This is a genomic window from Agromyces sp. Root1464 (assembly GCF_001427265.1).
GTDB classification, from domain to species: domain Bacteria; phylum Actinomycetota; class Actinomycetes; order Actinomycetales; family Microbacteriaceae; genus Agromyces; species Agromyces fucosus.
In genome coordinates, this window is the sequence record NZ_LMFU01000001.1 from 694,392 (window position 1) to 708,983 (window position 14,592).

Annotated in this window: 15 protein-coding genes; 10 read left to right on the forward strand and 5 right to left on the reverse strand. The window is 70.5% G+C overall.

Translation table 11 applies throughout. From position 1 onward, the window contains the following. Nucleotides 1-125: 125 nt before the first annotated feature. The 3 genes from ASD23_RS03165 to ASD23_RS18500 form a co-directional block, all read right to left on the reverse strand. On the reverse strand, nt 126-1,688 hold the full coding sequence (locus tag ASD23_RS03165) for an FAD-dependent oxidoreductase (protein WP_082571145.1): 1,563 nt from the start codon (nt 1,686-1,688) through the stop codon (nt 126-128). Between the two features lie 73 nt (nt 1,689-1,761). Then, nucleotides 1,762-2,034, reverse strand: coding sequence for a glutaredoxin family protein (locus ASD23_RS03170; protein ID WP_056006108.1), 273 nt, complete (start codon nt 2,032-2,034; stop codon nt 1,762-1,764). A 110-nt stretch (nt 2,035-2,144) separates the two neighbouring features. Then, nucleotides 2,145-2,243 (reverse strand): 30S ribosomal protein bS22, encoded by a 99-nt coding sequence (locus tag ASD23_RS18500; RefSeq protein ID WP_003792170.1) that lies wholly within the window; start codon nt 2,241-2,243, stop codon nt 2,145-2,147. Nucleotides 2,244-2,361: 118 nt separating this feature from the next. On the opposite strand from ASD23_RS18500, the gene ASD23_RS03175 reads away from it, so the two are divergent. Both ASD23_RS03175 and ASD23_RS03180 read left to right on the forward strand, forming a co-directional pair. Further along, nucleotides 2,362-2,871, forward strand: coding sequence for a GNAT family N-acetyltransferase (locus ASD23_RS03175; RefSeq protein WP_056006111.1), 510 nt, complete (start codon nt 2,362-2,364; stop codon nt 2,869-2,871). Nucleotides 2,872-2,951: 80 nt separating this feature from the next. Continuing rightward, nucleotides 2,952-3,434 carry an anthrone oxygenase family protein gene (locus ASD23_RS03180; RefSeq protein ID WP_056006114.1) on the forward strand — a complete coding sequence of 161 codons (483 nt, stop codon included), beginning with the start codon at nt 2,952-2,954 and terminating at the stop codon, nt 3,432-3,434. Nucleotides 3,435-3,446: 12 nt separating this feature from the next. Here the strand turns inward: ASD23_RS03180 and ASD23_RS03185 are convergent, their stop codons facing one another. After that, nucleotides 3,447-3,887: an ArsR/SmtB family transcription factor gene (locus ASD23_RS03185; RefSeq protein ID WP_056006117.1), complete on the reverse strand. Its 441-nt coding sequence runs from the start codon at nt 3,885-3,887 to the stop codon at nt 3,447-3,449. Between the two features lie 71 nt (nt 3,888-3,958). On the opposite strand from ASD23_RS03185, the gene ASD23_RS03190 reads away from it, so the two are divergent. Further along, nucleotides 3,959-5,401: a TrkH family potassium uptake protein gene (locus ASD23_RS03190; protein WP_056006120.1), complete on the forward strand. Its 1,443-nt coding sequence runs from the start codon at nt 3,959-3,961 to the stop codon at nt 5,399-5,401. Continuing rightward, a complete protein-coding gene (locus ASD23_RS03195) occupies nt 5,394-6,062 on the forward strand; it encodes a potassium channel family protein (protein WP_056006123.1) in 669 nt (222 codons plus the stop codon). The genes ASD23_RS03190 and ASD23_RS03195 overlap by 8 nt, the downstream gene beginning before the upstream one ends. A gap of 3 nt (nt 6,063-6,065) precedes the next feature. On the opposite strand, the gene ASD23_RS03200 is transcribed toward ASD23_RS03195, so the two are convergent. Continuing rightward, nucleotides 6,066-6,461: a hypothetical protein gene (locus tag ASD23_RS03200; protein ID WP_056006126.1), complete on the reverse strand. Its 396-nt coding sequence runs from the start codon at nt 6,459-6,461 to the stop codon at nt 6,066-6,068. A gap of 280 nt (nt 6,462-6,741) precedes the next feature. Between ASD23_RS03200 and ASD23_RS18765 the strand changes: the two genes are divergently transcribed. The 6 genes from ASD23_RS18765 to ASD23_RS03225 are packed head-to-tail and all read left to right on the forward strand — an operon-like array spanning nt 6,742 to nt 14,590. Then, nucleotides 6,742-6,831: a potassium-transporting ATPase subunit F gene (locus ASD23_RS18765; protein ID WP_022891167.1), complete on the forward strand. Its 90-nt coding sequence runs from the start codon at nt 6,742-6,744 to the stop codon at nt 6,829-6,831. Further along, nucleotides 6,831-8,504, forward strand: coding sequence for a potassium-transporting ATPase subunit KdpA (kdpA, locus tag ASD23_RS03205; RefSeq protein ID WP_056006129.1), 1,674 nt, complete (start codon nt 6,831-6,833; stop codon nt 8,502-8,504). The genes ASD23_RS18765 and kdpA overlap by 1 nt, the downstream gene beginning before the upstream one ends. A gap of 1 nt (nt 8,505) precedes the next feature. Continuing rightward, on the forward strand, nt 8,506-10,713 hold the full coding sequence (kdpB, locus tag ASD23_RS03210) for a potassium-transporting ATPase subunit KdpB (RefSeq protein WP_082571147.1): 2,208 nt from the start codon (nt 8,506-8,508) through the stop codon (nt 10,711-10,713). 27 nt (nt 10,714-10,740) lie between these two features. Further along, a complete protein-coding gene (gene kdpC, locus ASD23_RS03215; RefSeq protein WP_056006136.1) occupies nt 10,741-11,346 on the forward strand; it encodes a potassium-transporting ATPase subunit KdpC in 606 nt (201 codons plus the stop codon). Between the two features lie 11 nt (nt 11,347-11,357). Beyond that, nucleotides 11,358-13,889, forward strand: coding sequence for an ATP-binding protein (locus ASD23_RS03220; RefSeq protein ID WP_056006139.1), 2,532 nt, complete (start codon nt 11,358-11,360; stop codon nt 13,887-13,889). Continuing rightward, complete coding sequence (locus ASD23_RS03225; protein WP_056006142.1) at nt 13,886-14,590, forward strand: response regulator; 705 nt, start codon at nt 13,886-13,888, stop codon at nt 14,588-14,590. The genes ASD23_RS03220 and ASD23_RS03225 overlap by 4 nt, the downstream gene beginning before the upstream one ends. Nucleotides 14,591-14,592: the final 2 nt, after the last annotated feature.

Below are 14,592 nucleotides of genomic sequence, written 5' to 3' on the forward strand. Positions count from 1 at the left end.
CCCTGCGCTCACCCTTCCCGCTCAGAAGCCGTCGACCCCCGACGGCTTCGCCTCAACCGTGTCATACGGCGTGCATGCTGACAATGGCGACACGGCCGGCGATCGGACTTCTCGGCGGTCGCAAGTCAGACCTCGCCCCCGGGGCGGTCGGTCGCCGGCAGGTCCCGCACCGCCGGCCCCTCGATGAGCCGGCCGGATGCCTCGAATCGCGAGCCGTGCAACGGGCAGTCCCACGTCAGCTCGGCGTCGTTCCAGCGCACCACCCCGCCGAGGTGCGTGCAGATCGCGCGAACCGCGCACGTCCGCCCGTCGACGGTCGACACGCCGACCGGCACTCCCCCGCGCGACGCCACGACGCCCGCGCCCTCGGCGGGTCGTCGCACCGGTGCCGTACGGGTCTCCGCCCGGGCCCAGCCCGCGACGAGCTCGCGCGCGACCTTCGCGTTCTCGGAGATGCCCCGGCCCACGTCGGACGGCGCGGTCAGCCGCGTGCCGAGGGTCCGGATCCACGGCCGCTGCGCGCGCGACGGCTCGCCGAGGATCTCCGAGGAGATGCGCAGGGCCGCGGCCACGCCGTTCGTGAGACCCCACTTCGCGTAGCCTGTCGCGAACCACACACGGCCCCGGCCACGAGGCATCCTGCCGGCGAAGGGCACGAGGTTCAGCGACTCGTAGTCCTGCGCCGACCAGCGATGGGTGAGTCGGGCGCCCGGGAAGTGCCGTCGCGTCCACTGCACGAGGTCCTCGGCACGCGCGGCGGCGGAGTCCACCCTGCCGACGGGGTGCTCGTTGCCGCTCACGATGAGCCGCGAGCCGGCGGCTCCCGACTCGGGACGCGACGGCGCCGAGCGCACCGAACGGGTCGGCTGGTCGACCGAGAGGAAGAGGCCGGGCACCGGCGGGTCGTCGAGGTCGAAGGCGGCGATGTAGGAACGCGAGTGCCGCGTCTTCGCGAAGTACAGCCCGCGATCGAGGATCGGCGTGGCGGTGGCCACGACGACGTCGCTCGCGCGGAGGTCACCCTGATCGGTCTCGAGCACCGCGGGATCCCCGGCGTGCACGTCGCCCACCCGCACGCCGGTCACGAGCACCCCGCCGGCGGCGACGAACGCCCGGGCGAGTTCGAGCATGAGCCGGTACGGGTCGAGGGCGAGCTGGCCCTCCAGCGCGACCCCTCCCGCGAACGGGAACGGCAGCGACATCCGGTCCACGAGCTCGACCGGCAGGCCCGCCTCGCGCGCCGCGTCGAACTCGGCCCGCACGACGGCGAGGCCGGCCAGGGACTGCGCGTAGCTGTACGCCGTCTCGTGCGCGACGGGAACCTCGTGCGCGGCGACGAACTCGGCGAGCCAGGCCTGCCCGTCGAGGTTCGCCTCGACATAGGCGCGCGTCACCCCGGCGGAGTGCGAACGACGGATCTGCCGGAGTCGCGAGCCCTGCAGCACGCTCGCCTTGCCGGTGTTCGCCCCCGACGCGAGCGCGCCGACCTCGCTCGCCTCGACGACCACGACGGACCGGCCCGCGCGCTGGAGCATGAGGGCGGTCGAGAGGCCGGTGATCCCCGCGCCGATGACGGCGACGTCGACCTGCTCGGCGGGGAGCGGCGACCGCAGCCGTTCGTCGGCGCGCTGGTCGTCGGCGCGCCGGTCGTCGGCGCGTTCCGGGCGGTCCTTCCAGTACACGTCCATGGCGCCAGTCAAGACCCGGCGCCGGGCGAGGGCAACGGGCTTGACCGGTCGGCGCCTGGCGGCTAGCCCCGCGTCAGCCGGCGAGCAGCGCCGTCTTCAACCGCACCGGATCGATGCGCCAGTAGTTGTGCACCACGTCGTCGATGAGCACGACCGGGATCTCCTCGGCGTATCGTGCGCGCAGGTCGTCGTCGTCGAGGATCGATCGCTCGTCGAAGACGATGTGCGGCGGGGCATCCGTCGCCGCGACCTCGGCCATCACGGCCTGCACGACCTCTCGTGCGTCGTCGCAGAGATGGCAGCCGGGCTTGCCGACGAGGGTGAGTCGGATGTCGCGTTGTGGCACTCTCTCAGGGTACGCCGCAGAGCCTGGGGCGTGCGTCCGGAGCCGTGCCCGGGTACAGCGAAAAGCGCCAGGCCGCAGAGGGCCTGACGCTCAGCCGTCGTCTCGAAGGACTACTTCTTGTTGCGACGCTGGTGGCGCGTCTTGCGAAGCAGCTTGCGGTGCTTCTTCTTCGCCATACGCTTGCGGCGCTTCTTGATGACGGAACCCATCAGAACCTCACAGAAAAGATCGAGTCGGACGCGCGTGCCGCGGCCGGAGGCCAGAAAGCCTCGGGGTAGTCTACCGGATCCGAACGGCAGCCTTCGCCCGATGGGTTAGCGTCGAGGGATGCCCCGCCCCGATCTCGTGATCCGAACCACCGAGGAAGCCGACTGGCAGGCCGTGCGCGCGCTGCGACTCGAGATGCTGCGCGACACCCCGATCGCCTACGGAGAGACCCTCGCCACGGCCCTCGACGCCGAGGAGGCGACCTGGCGGGCGCGCGCCGCACGTGGCACGACGCCCCGGCAGACCTCGATCGTGGCGATCGACGGCGACCGCTGGATCGGGCACATGGGCGGCTACATCCCGGATGCCACGTCGGGCCCGATGCTCGTCGGCGTCTACGTGGCACCTGAGCACCGCGGCGACGAGGCCGGCGTCTCGCGGCGGCTGCTCGAAGCGGTCGAGCAGTGGGCGCGCGAGTTCGGCGGGACCCTGCGCCTCGAGGTGCACGAGGACAACCCGCGGGCGATCCGCTTCTACGAGAAGCTCGGGTTCACGCTCACCGGCCGCAGCCGCGAATACGAGCTCGCGCCGGGCGGGCTCGAACTCGAGATGATCAAGCCCCTGCACTGAGCGCCGACGCGTGAGCTCGTCTGCTGGTTGAGCTCGTCTGCTGGTTGAGCTCGTCGAAACCCGCACGGCAGACTGAACGCATGCCCGCATACCTGGAAGTGCTGCTCGTCGTCGCGATCCTCGGCACCGGCATCGTCGCCGGCGTCTTCTTCGCCTTCTCGGGCTTCGTCACCCAGGGCATCGGGCGCCTGCCCGCCGCCGATGCCGCACGGGCCATGCGCGAGATCAACGTCACCGCGGTGCGGGCGCCGCTCATGCTCGCCATCTTCGGCACGGCGCTCGTCGTGGCGGTACTCGCCGTCATCGCGTTCCTCGGCGAACCCGAGGGCGCGACCTGGTGGTCGATCGGGGGCGCTGCGATCTACCTGATCGGCGTGGTGGGCGTGACGGGCGGCGCGAACGTTCCGCGGAACAACCGCCTGGCCGCACCGGCCGAGACGGATGCCACGGCACTCGCCGCCGCGTGGCAGGCGTTCCGCCCGGGCTGGCTCGCGTGGAACCACGTGCGCACGATCACGTCGGCCGCGGCGTGCCTGGCGTTCGTGCTCGCCCTCATCGGGTGAGCCCCGAACGGATCAGCGGCGCTTCTTGGGGCCGACGACCGCGGTGACCTGGTGCGCCGTCTCGGCGAACGCCTTGCCGATGGCGGAGGCGAACGCGAACTGCTCGTCGTTGAGGGCGATCTCCTCGCGGGCGCCGGCGCTCGCGAGCGTGGCGGCGTCGGCCGCGGCATCCGTCGACACGAAGGGGATGAGCCAGTCCTCGAGCGTCTCGAGCGGCGTGCGGTCGAGCTTGTAGTACCGGTGCTGCCCCTCTTCGCGCACCGCGACGAGGCCCGACTCGCGAAGCACCTTCAAGTGCTTGGACACGGTGGGCTGGCTCGCACCGAGTGCGCTCACGATCTCGGACACGCTGATCTCCCCGCCCGACGACGGCACCTCTGCCTCGCGCTCGAGGAGCACCGCGAGGATGTCGCGCCGTGTCGAGTCCGCCACCACGTCGAAGATGTCCGCCATGCCCCAAGGCTAGTCACTCCCGGCGGGGAGTACCATGACTCACGCGTTCGCTGACGCACGGAGGGGGCTCGATGCGCGCACAGCCGATTGGTCGACTCGGCCGAGTCGACCGCCGGTCGTGGCTCGGCAAGGTCCGTGACGCCGTCGACTCCCTCGTCAAGCACTCGCCGTCGCGATTCGCGATCCTCATCTTCGCGTCGCTCATCGTGCTCTTCACGGTGCTGTTCTCGCTGCCGATCGCGAGTGCCGACCGGCAGGTCACGCCGCTCCACGACGCGGTGTTCACGGCGGTCTCCGTCATCTGCGTCACCGGCCTCGCGACCGTCGACATGGCGACGCACTGGTCGCCGTTCGGCAACACCCTCGTCTTCATCGGCGTGAACATCGGCGGCGTCGGCGTGCTGACCCTCGCGTCGATCCTCGGCCTCGTGATCTCGCGGCGCCTCGGGCTGCGGGCGAAGCTCATCGCGGCGAGCGACTCGAACCCCTCGCGCATCCACGTCGGCCCCGTGTCGGAGCGCCAGGCGATTCGCCTGGGCGAGGTCGGCGGGCTCCTCGCGACCGTCGCGATCAGCGCCCTCGTCATCGAGGTGACGATCGCGATCGGCATGATCCCGAGCATGCTCGCGGCCGGATACGACGCCTGGCACTCGTTCTGGTACAGCTTCTACTACTCAGCGATGGCGTTCACGAACACGGGGTTCAGCCCGAACCCGGGCGGTCTCGAGCCGCTCGTCGGCGACTACTGGTTCCAGTCGCTGCTCATGCTCGGCGTGTTCCTCGGCAGCCTGGGTTTCCCCGTCATCTTCGCGCTGGCCCGGGCCTGGCGGCATCCGCATCGCTGGAGCGTGCACGTCAAGCTGACGCTCACGACGACCACGATCCTCTTCGTCGCCGGTGCCGCGATGTTCCTGCTGCTCGAGTACGGCAATCCGAAGACGTACGGCCAGCTCGACGCCGGCCCGACGGTCTTCCAGTCGTTCTTCATGTCGATGATGACGAGGTCGGGCGGGTTCTCGACAATCGACATGCACGACCTCAACGGCTCGAGCCTGCTCGTCTCCGACATGCTCATGTTCATCGGCGGCGGCTCGGCATCGACCGCCGGCGGCATCAAGGTCACGACCCTCGCCGTGCTGTTCCTCGCCGCATTCGCCGAAGCGCGCGGTGCGCCCTCGATGGAGGCGTTCGGCCGTCGCATCCCGCGCGACATGCTGCGCCTCTCGGTGAGCGTCGTGCTGTGGGGCGCGACCATCGTCGCCGTCTCGTCGATCGCCATCCTGCAGATCACGAAGCAGCCGTTCGACTACGTGCTCTTCGACGTGATCTCGGCGTTCGCCACGTGCGGCCTGTCGACGGGGCTCACCGCCGAACTGCCGCCCGAGGGCGTCTACGTCATGGCCCTCACGATGTTCATGGGGCGGGTTGGTACAGTGACACTCGCCGCGGCCCTGGCGGCGAGCCAGCGCCGGCAGTTGTTCAAGCGTCCGGAAGAGAGGCCCATCGTTGGTTGATCGAATCAGGCACGACGCCCCGGTGCTCGTGATCGGCCTCGGCCGCTTCGGAGCCGCGACCGCGGGTCAGCTCGACCGGCTCGGCCGCGAGGTGCTCGCCGTCGACGAGAGCGAAGCGCTCGTGCAGAAGTGGTCGGAACGGGTGACCCACGCGGTCGTCGCCGACGCGAAGTCGATCGATGCGCTGAAGCAGATCGGCGCACAGGACTTCTCGATCGCGGTCTGCGCGGTGGGCTCCTCCATCGAGGCATCCGTGCTCATCACGGCCAACCTCGTCGACCTGAAGATCCCGCAGATCTGGGCGAAGGCGATCTCGGCCTCGCACGGCAAGATCCTGCAGCGCATCGGCGCCAACCACGTCATCTATCCCGAGCGCGAGGCCGGTGAGCGCACCGCGCACCTCGTGAGCGGTCGCATGCTCGACTTCATCGAGTTCGACGACGATTTCGCCCTCGTCAAGATGTACCCGCCGAAGCCGATCCGCGGCAAGAACCTCACCGAGTCGGGTGTGCGGTCGAAGTACCGGGTGACGGTCGTCGGCGTGAAGAGCCCCGGCAAGCCCTTCACCTACGCGACCGAGCACACCGTGGTCTCGAACCACGACCTCATCATCGTGTCGGGCACCGAGAGCGACATCGAGCGGTTCGCGGCGCTCGAGTAGCGCTCAGCCGACGAACATCAGCACCACGCCGATGACGGCCGAGGCCGCGGCGATGCCGATGAACACGAAGCCGAGGATGCGGATCACCCGACGACCGGGCGGCGGCTCGTGGAGCCGCAGGCGGTACGGCTCCCGCTCCTTGTAGAACGCGGGCTCCTCCTCGGGGCGGGTGACGTGTGCGCGCTCGTCGGCGCTGAGCACGCGCGACTGGAATCCGTCGTCGGTGAACCACCGCACGATGCTGCCGCCCTCGCCGTCGATCACGACCGCCTCGGTGCGCAGCCAGCGACCGTCGGCGACCCGGATGAGGAGTGCGAGCAACAGGCACGTGAGCCCCACGGCGAGCGCGAACCATCCGATCACCTCGGTGATGACCGAGATGGTGTCCGCCGCGTTCATGTGCCAAACGTATCGCCCCGCGGGCGGCGTCGACGCCATGTGAGCGCGGCATTCGGATCGGCCGGCGGGGCGTTAGGGGTCCGTGAGGATCGGCGCCGAGGCATCCGCTCGGGTGTTGCATCGACTCTGCCGGTCGAGCTCGTCGAACCGGCCCGCCAGCCGCGCCCGCGGCTCGCGCCATCCGTGAATCTGGAGTCCTCGTGCTCGACGTCGTCTACCTTCTCGGCATCATCGCCGTGTTCGTACTCGTCGGCCTCATCGCCAGGGGGGTCGAGAAGCTGTGATCTTCTTCGAGCTCCTCGCTGCCGCGTTGGGTGTCGCCGCCGTGGTGTACCTCGTGTACGCCCTCGTGAAACCCGAGCGGTTCTGATGGCCGTGCTGTTCGCCGTCCTGCAGGCGGCCACCCTCGCCCTCATCCTCGCCCTCGTCTACCGCCCGCTCGGCGACTACATGGCGCGCCTCTACTCGAGCGATCGCGACTCGAGGTTCGAGCGCGGCCTCTACCGCCTCATCGGCGTCGACCCCCGCTCCGAGCAGTCGTGGCCCGCCTACCTCCGCGGCGTGCTCGCCTTCTCGGTCGTCGGCGTGCTCTTCGTCTACGTGCTGCAGCGGGCCCAGGCGGTGCTGCCGTACTCGCTCGGCCTCCCGGCCGTGCCCGAGGGGTTGTCGTTCAACACCGCCGCGTCCTTCGTGGCGAACACCAACTGGCAGTCGTACTCCCCCGAGCTCACGATGGGCTACACCGTGCAGCTCGCGGGCCTCGCGGTGCAGAACTTCGTCTCGGCCGCCGTCGGCATCGCCGTCGCCGTGGCGCTCGTGCGCGGCTTCGCCAGGCGCGGCTCGGGCACGATCGGCAACTTCTGGGTCGACCTGTTCCGTGGCTCGTTCCGCCTGCTGCTGCCGCTCTCGGTCATCGGCGCGATCGTGCTGATGATCGGCGGCGTCGTTCAGAACTTCAACGGATTCACCGAGATCACGACGCTCGCGGGCAACGGCCAGAGCCTGCCGGGCGGCCCGGTCGCCTCGCAGGAGGTGATCAAGCTCCTCGGCACCAACGGCGGCGGGTTCTTCAACGTCAACTCCGCGCACCCGTTCGAGAACCCGACGGCGTGGACGAGCCTCTTCCAGAACGTGCTCATGCTCGCGATCCCCTTCGCGCTGCCCCGCGCCTTCGGCAGGATGGTCGGCTCGAACAAGCAGGGATACGCGATCCTCGCGGTCATGGCGACGCTCTACGTCGTCTCGCTCACCGCGCTCAGTGCGCTCGAAGCGGGCGGCAACGGCACCGCGCCCGAGCTCGCCGGCGGTGCGCTCGAGGGCAAGGAGGCGCGATTCGGCATCTTCGGCTCGACACTCTTCGGCACCACGTCGACGCTCACCTCGACGGGCGCCGTGAACTCGATGCATGACTCGTTCACCGCGATCGGCGGCATGATGCCGATGCTCAACATGATGCTCGGCGAGGTCGCCCCCGGCGGTGTCGGCTCGGGCCTCTACGGCATGCTCGTGCTCGCGATCATCGCGGTGTTCATCGCGGGCCTCCTCGTCGGCCGCACGCCCGAGTACCTCGGCAAGAAGATCGGGCCGCGCGAGATCAAGCTCGCGAGCCTCTACATCCTCGTCACGCCGACGCTCGTGCTCGTGGGCACCGCCCTGTCGTTCGCGATCCCCGCGATCCGTGCCGATGTCGAGTCGGTCTCGATCTGGAACCCCGGCATCCACGGCATGAGCGAGGTGCTCTACGCCTTCACGAGCGCGTCGAACAACAACGGTTCGGCGTTCGCGGGGCTCACCGCGAACACCCCGTGGTTCAACACGGCGCTCGGCGTCGCGATGCTGCTCGGCCGATTCATCCCGATCGTGCTCGTGCTCGCCCTCGCAGGCAGCCTCGCCGCGCAGGACAAAGTGCCCGCGACCGCAGGCACCCTTCCCACCCATCGGCCGCAGTTCGTCGGCCTCCTCGTGGGCGTCACGGTCATCGTGACCGCGCTCACCTACTTCCCCGTGCTCACGCTGGGTCCCCTGGCTGAAGGGCTGAACTGACATGTCCACCACCATCGCTTCGCTCCCTGAGTCCGTCGAAGGGCCCGACCCGGCCGAACACACGCCCCGTCGGATGGGCGCCCCCTCGAAACGCCCCGCCGGCGCCTTCGGACCGGCGCAGATCGCGGGGGCGCTGCCCGGCGCCTTCCGCAAACTCGACCCGAGGCAGATGTGGCACAACCCCGTCATGTTCCTCGTCGAGGTCGGCGCCGCACTCACGACGGTGCTCGCGATCGCCGAGCCGTTCCTCGGCGGCCCCGGCTCGTCGGGCGGCACGGCCGTGCCGCCCTCCTTCACCTGGGCGATCGCCGCCTGGCTCTGGCTCACCGTGCTGTTCGCGAACCTCGCGGAATCGGTGGCCGAGGGCCGCGGCAAGGCGCAGGCCGATACGCTGCGGCAGACGCGCACGTCGACGATCGCACGCCGCGTCACGGCGTATGACGAGGTGACGGATGCCGCAGCCGCGCGCACCTCGATCGCCGAGGTCCCCTCGGGCGACCTCCGGCTCGGCGACGTCGTCGTCGTGACGGCGGGCGAGTCGATCCCGGGCGACGGCGACATCATCCACGGCATCGCCTCGGTCGACGAGTCGGCGATCACGGGCGAGTCGGCCCCGGTCGTGCGGGAGTCGGGCGGCGACCGCTCAGCGGTCACGGGCGGCACCCGCGTGCTCTCCGACCGCATCGTGGTGCGCATCACCTCGAAGCCCGGTGAGACGTTCGTCGACCGCATGATCGCGCTCGTCGAGGGCGCGTCGCGCCAGAAGACGCCGAACGAGATCGCGCTGAACATCCTGCTCGCGAGCCTCTCGATCATCTTCGTGATCGTCACGCTCACGCTGAACCCGATCGCCTCCTATGCGGCGGCGCCGGTCTCGATCCCGGTGCTCGTCGCCCTCCTCGTCTGCCTCATCCCGACGACGATCGGCGCCCTGCTCTCGGCGATCGGCATCGCCGGCATGGACCGGCTCGTGCAGCGCAATGTGCTCGCGATGTCGGGCCGTGCGGTCGAGGCCGCGGGCGACGTGACGACGCTGCTCCTCGACAAGACCGGCACCATCACCTACGGCAACCGGCGGGCGAGCGAGTTCGTGCCGATGCCGGGCGTGGAGGTCGCCGAGCTCGAGCGGGCTGCGGCGTTGTCGTCGCTCGCCGACCCGACGCCCGAGGGCTCGTCGATCGTCGAGCTGGCAGCGGAGCGCGGCATCCGCTTCGACCGTTCCACGGCCTCAGGCAACGGGGTGGACGGCGAGGTCGTGCCGTTCACGGCGCAGACCCGCATGTCGGGGCTCGACCTGTCCGACGGCTCCAGCATCCGCAAGGGCGCGGGCTCGGCGGTCACCGCGTGGGTCGAGGCATCCGGTCGCATCGCGTCGTCGACGTTCGACGAGCTCGAGCAGCGCGTCGAGGCGATCTCGAACAGCGGCGGCACGCCGCTCGTCGTGGCTGCGAAGGATGCGGCGGGCGCGGCGCGCCTGCTTGGCGTCGTGCACCTGAAGGACGTCGTGAAGGACGGTCTCACCGAGCGCTTCGCCGAGCTTCGGGCGATGGGTATCCGCACGGTGATGATCACGGGCGACAACCCGCTCACCGCGAAGGCGATCGCGGCCGAGGCGGGCGTCGACGACTACCTCGCCGAGGCCACCCCCGAAGACAAGATGGCGCTCATCAAGCGCGAGCAGGCGGGCGGCAACCTCGTCGCCATGACCGGCGACGGCACGAACGACGCCCCGGCGCTCGCGCAGGCCGACGTCGGCGTCGCGATGAACACCGGCACGTCGGCGGCGAAGGAGGCCGGCAACATGGTCGACCTCGACAGCGACCCGACGAAGCTCATCGAGATCGTGCGCATCGGCAAGCAGCTGCTCATCACGCGCGGTGCGCTCACGACGTTCTCGATCGCCAACGACGTCGCGAAGTACTTCGCGATCATCCCGGCGATGTTCGCCGGCGTCTTCCCGGGCCTCGCGGTGCTGAACGTCATGCAGCTGCACTCGCCCGCCTCGGCGATCCTGTCGGCCATCATCTTCAACGCGATCGTCATCGTGTTCCTCATCCCGCTCGCGCTCCGCGGCGTGAGGTACCGAGCCGGCGGCGCGTCCGCGATCCTCAGCCGGAACCTCCTGGTCTACGGCCTCGGCGGCATCATCGCCCCCTTCATCGGCATCAAGCTGATCGACCTCGTCGTCAGCCTCATCCCCGGGTTCTAGGCCCGGACGCGAAAGGACACCAGGAACATGAGTACGACACGCACGACGGCCCGCACGCACTGGGTCGCGATCCGCGCGATGCTGCTCTTCACGCTCGTGCTCGGCGTCGCGTACACGACCGTCGTCACCGTGATCGGGCAGGTCGCGCTGCCAGCGCAGGCGAACGGATCGCTCGAGCGCTCGGGCGACGAGGTCGTGGGCTCCGCGCTCATCGGCCAGTCGTTCGCGGATGCTTCGGGCGAACCGCTGCCGGAATGGTTCCAGCCGCGCCCGTCCGCGGCCGGCGACGGCTACGACGGCGGCGCCTCGAGCGGCAGCAATCAGGGCCCCGAGAACGCCGACCTCATCGCCGCGATCGAGGAGCGCAAGGCGCAGGTCGCCGAGTTCGACGGCGTCGACGAAGCGGATGTCCCGGCCGACGCCCTCACCGCGTCGGCGTCGGGCCTCGACCCGCACATCAGCCCCGAGTACGCGCTGCAGCAGGTGGCCCGCGTCGCCGGCGAGCGGGGCCTGCCCGAATCCGAGGTGCGCGAACTCGTGGAGTCTAGGATTCAGGCACGGGATCTCGGGTACCTGGGCGAGCCGACCGTCAACGTGCTGCAGCTGAACCTCGCCCTTTCCGAGCTGGGCTGAGGGGCAGGCGAATGAGACGGGGCCGGCTTCGCGTGCTGCTCGGCGCCGCCCCCGGCGTCGGCAAGACCTACTCGATGCTCGAGGAGGGTCGTCGACTCAGGGGCGACGGCCGCGACGTCGTCGTGGCCTTCGTCGAGACGCACGGCCGCAAGGCCACCGCGTCGATGGTCAGCGGGCTCGAGGTGCTGCCCCGCACGATGGTCGAACACCGCGGCATGGGCCTCGACGAGATGGACCTCGATGCGGTGCTCGAACGCCGGCCCGAGGTCGCACTCGTCGACGAACTCGCGCACACCAATGCGCCGGGCTCGCGGCACGCGAAGCGCTGGCAGGACGTCGACGAGCTGCTGGATGCCGGCATCGACGTGATCTCCACCGTCAACGCCCAGCACATCGAGTCGCTCGGCGACGTCGTGCAGCAGATCACCGGGGTCGCCCAGCGCGAGACCATCCCCGACGCCGTGCTGCGCGCGGCCGACCAGATCGAGGTCGTCGACCTCGCCCCGCAGGCGCTGCGCGACCGGCTCGCGGGAGGTCTCGTCTACCCGGCCGAGCGCATCGACGCCGCACTGTCGAACTACTTCCGGCTCGGCAACCTCACCGCGCTCCGCGAACTCGCGCTGCTCTGGCTCGCCGACGAGGTCGACTCCGCGCTAAAGGCCTATCGCGTCGAGCACGGCATCGACCGCAAGTGGGAGGCGCGCGAGCGCGTGGTCGTCGCCCTCACCGGCGGCCCAGAGGGCGAGACGCTCCTGCGCCGCGGGGCGCGCATCGCCTCGCGCTCCTCGGGCGGCGAGCTCGTCGCGGTGCACGTCACGCGACCCGACGGCATGCGGGCGCGGCATCCCGACGCCCTCGATCGCCAGCGCACGCTCGTCGAACAACTCGGCGGCACCTTCCACCAGGTCGTCGGCGACGACGTGCCTCGTGCACTCGTCGACTTCGCCCGCGCGGCGAACGCGACGCAGCTCGTCCTCGGCGTGAGCCGCCGGTCGCGGCTGGCCGCGGCGTTCACCGGGCCGGGCATCGGGGCGACCGTCATCCGCGAGTCGGGCGACATCGACGTGCACATCGTCACGCACGCGGCGGCGGGGTCGGGGTTCTCGCTCCCGAGGCTCGGCGGTGCACTCAGCCGCGGGCGCCTGCTCGTCGGCTTCGCGGTCGCCCTCGTCGCCGGCCCGCTGCTGAGCTGGCTGCTCGTGACGTTCCACACCGAGACGTCGATCACGAGCGACGTGCTGGCCTACCAGTTGCTCGTGATCGTCGTCGCCCTGATCGGAGGCATCTGGCCCGGTCTCTTCGCGGCCGTGCTCTCGGGGCTCACCCTCAACTTCCTCTTCGTCGAACCGATCCACACCCTGACGATCAGCGACCCCCGGCAGTTCCTCGCGCTCGTGTTCTACGTCGCCAATGCGCTGCTCGTGAGTTACGTCGTCGACCAGGCCGCCCGCCGCACCCGCGTCGCCCGCCGGGCGGCCGCCGAGTCGCAGTTGCTCGCGACCCTCGCCGGCAGCGTGCTCCGCGGGGAGGACGCCCTGCAGGCGATGGTCACCCGCACCCGCGAGGCGTTCGGACTCACCGGGGTCCGCCTCCTCGTCGACGGCGAGCCCCGGGTCGCCGACGGCGAGCCGAGTCGTGACGACCGGGTCACCGAGATCCCCATCGGCAGCCGCGGCGTGCTCGAACTGCACGGACAGGACCTCGAGGCATCCGAGCGCCGCCTGCTGCAGGTCATCGCCGCCCAGATGGATGCCGCGATCGAGCACGGCGCGCTCGCGACCGCAGCCTCGGCGGCCGATGCCCTCGTCGAGACCGATCGGGTGCGCTCGGCCCTGCTCGCCGCCGTCGGACACGACCTGCGCCGGCCGCTCACCTCGGCGTCGGCCGCGATCAGCGCGCTGCGCTCCCGCGAGGTCGAGCTGCCCGCCGCCGAGCGCGACGAACTCCTCGCGACCGCCTCGGAGAGTCTCGATGCGCTCGCCGAACTCGTCACCAACCTGCTCGACGTGAGCCGGGTGCAGGCGGGGGCGCTCGGCGTCACGCTCGCTCCCACGGAGGTCGCCGACGTCGTGCTGCCCGCCCTCGACGAACTCGGGCTCGGGCCCGCCGACGTCGAGCTCGACCTCGCCGACGAGCTCGCCCCGGTGCTGGCCGACGGCGTGCTGCTGCAGCGCGTGGTCGTGAACCTGCTCGCGAACGCCGTGCGGCACAGCCCCGACGGCGAGCGCGTCCGCCTCGCGGCGAGCTCATTCCAGGGCCGGATCGAACTGCGCGTCGTCGACCGCGGACCCGGTATCCCCGTCGAACGCCGCGACGAGGTGTTCACGCCGTTCCAGCGCCTCGGCGACACCGACAACGACACGGGCCTCGGGCTCGGCCTCGCCCTGTCGAAGGGCTTCGTCGAGGGAATGGACGGCACACTGGAGGTCGAGGACACGCCCGGCGGCGGCCTGACCATGGTCGTGACCCTGCCCTCGGCCGGTACTCCGACGACGACCCCGACACCCCCGCCCACATCCCCGACCGCCGAGGAGCTGCGATGAGGATCCTCCTCGCCGACGACGACGACCAGCTGCAGCGGGCGCTGCGCATCACCCTCGCCGCCCGCGGCTACGAGGTCGTCGCCGCTCGCGACGGCGCCGAGGCGATCGACCTTGCGGCCAACGCGCACCCCGACCTGATCCTCCTCGACCTCGGCATGCCCCGCGTCGACGGCCTCGACGTGATCAGGGCGGTGCGGGCGTGGTCGAAGGTGCCGATCCTCGTGCTCTCGGGTCGCACCGATTCCGCCGAGAAGGTCGACGCCCTCGACGCGGGCGCCGACGATTACGTGACGAAGCCGTTCGCCATGGACGAGTTGCTCGCCCGCATCCGCGCCCGAGCCCGGTCGACGAGCGGTGAAGCGGATGCCGCGGCGCACGCGATCGGTGCCCTCACCGTCGACCTCGCGGCGAAGACCATCAGGTCGACGGATGCTTCGGGCAACGCGACATCCGTGCGCCTGACGCCGACCGAGTGGCGCCTGCTCGAGCTGTTCCTGAAGAACCCGGGCAAGCTTCTCACCCGGCAGATGCTCTTGAGCGAGGTGTGGGGACCGTTCCACGCGAACGACGCCGGGTACCTGCGTCTCTACGTCGCCCAGTTGCGGCGCAAGCTCGAGCCGACGCCGTCGGAGCCGCGGTTCTTCCTCACGGAACCCGGCATGGGGTACCGCTTCGAGCCTGGAGCCGTCGACGCCCCCTGAGC

What these genes read in the sequence shown, in the direction of transcription:
- ASD23_RS03165 (WP_082571145.1), bottom strand. Translation starts at nt 1,688, where the DNA reads ATGGACGTGTACTGGAAGGACCGCCCGGAACGCGCCGACGACCGGCGC.
- ASD23_RS18500 (WP_003792170.1), bottom strand. Translation starts at nt 2,243, where the DNA reads ATGGGTTCCGTCATCAAGAAGCGCCGCAAGCGTATGGCGAAGAAGAAG.
- ASD23_RS03175 (WP_056006111.1), top strand. Translation starts at nt 2,362, where the DNA reads ATGCCCCGCCCCGATCTCGTGATCCGAACCACCGAGGAAGCCGACTGG.
- ASD23_RS03180 (WP_056006114.1), top strand. Translation starts at nt 2,952, where the DNA reads ATGCCCGCATACCTGGAAGTGCTGCTCGTCGTCGCGATCCTCGGCACC.
- ASD23_RS03185 (WP_056006117.1), bottom strand. Translation starts at nt 3,887, where the DNA reads ATGGCGGACATCTTCGACGTGGTGGCGGACTCGACACGGCGCGACATC.
- ASD23_RS03190 (WP_056006120.1), top strand. Translation starts at nt 3,959, where the DNA reads ATGCGCGCACAGCCGATTGGTCGACTCGGCCGAGTCGACCGCCGGTCG.
- ASD23_RS03200 (WP_056006126.1), bottom strand. Translation starts at nt 6,461, where the DNA reads ATGAACGCGGCGGACACCATCTCGGTCATCACCGAGGTGATCGGATGG.
- kdpA (WP_056006129.1), top strand. Translation starts at nt 6,831, where the DNA reads ATGGCCGTGCTGTTCGCCGTCCTGCAGGCGGCCACCCTCGCCCTCATC.
- kdpB (WP_082571147.1), top strand. Translation starts at nt 8,506, where the DNA reads ATGTCCACCACCATCGCTTCGCTCCCTGAGTCCGTCGAAGGGCCCGAC.
- kdpC (WP_056006136.1), top strand. Translation starts at nt 10,741, where the DNA reads ATGAGTACGACACGCACGACGGCCCGCACGCACTGGGTCGCGATCCGC.
- ASD23_RS03220 (WP_056006139.1), top strand. Translation starts at nt 11,358, where the DNA reads ATGAGACGGGGCCGGCTTCGCGTGCTGCTCGGCGCCGCCCCCGGCGTC.
- ASD23_RS03225 (WP_056006142.1), top strand. Translation starts at nt 13,886, where the DNA reads ATGAGGATCCTCCTCGCCGACGACGACGACCAGCTGCAGCGGGCGCTG.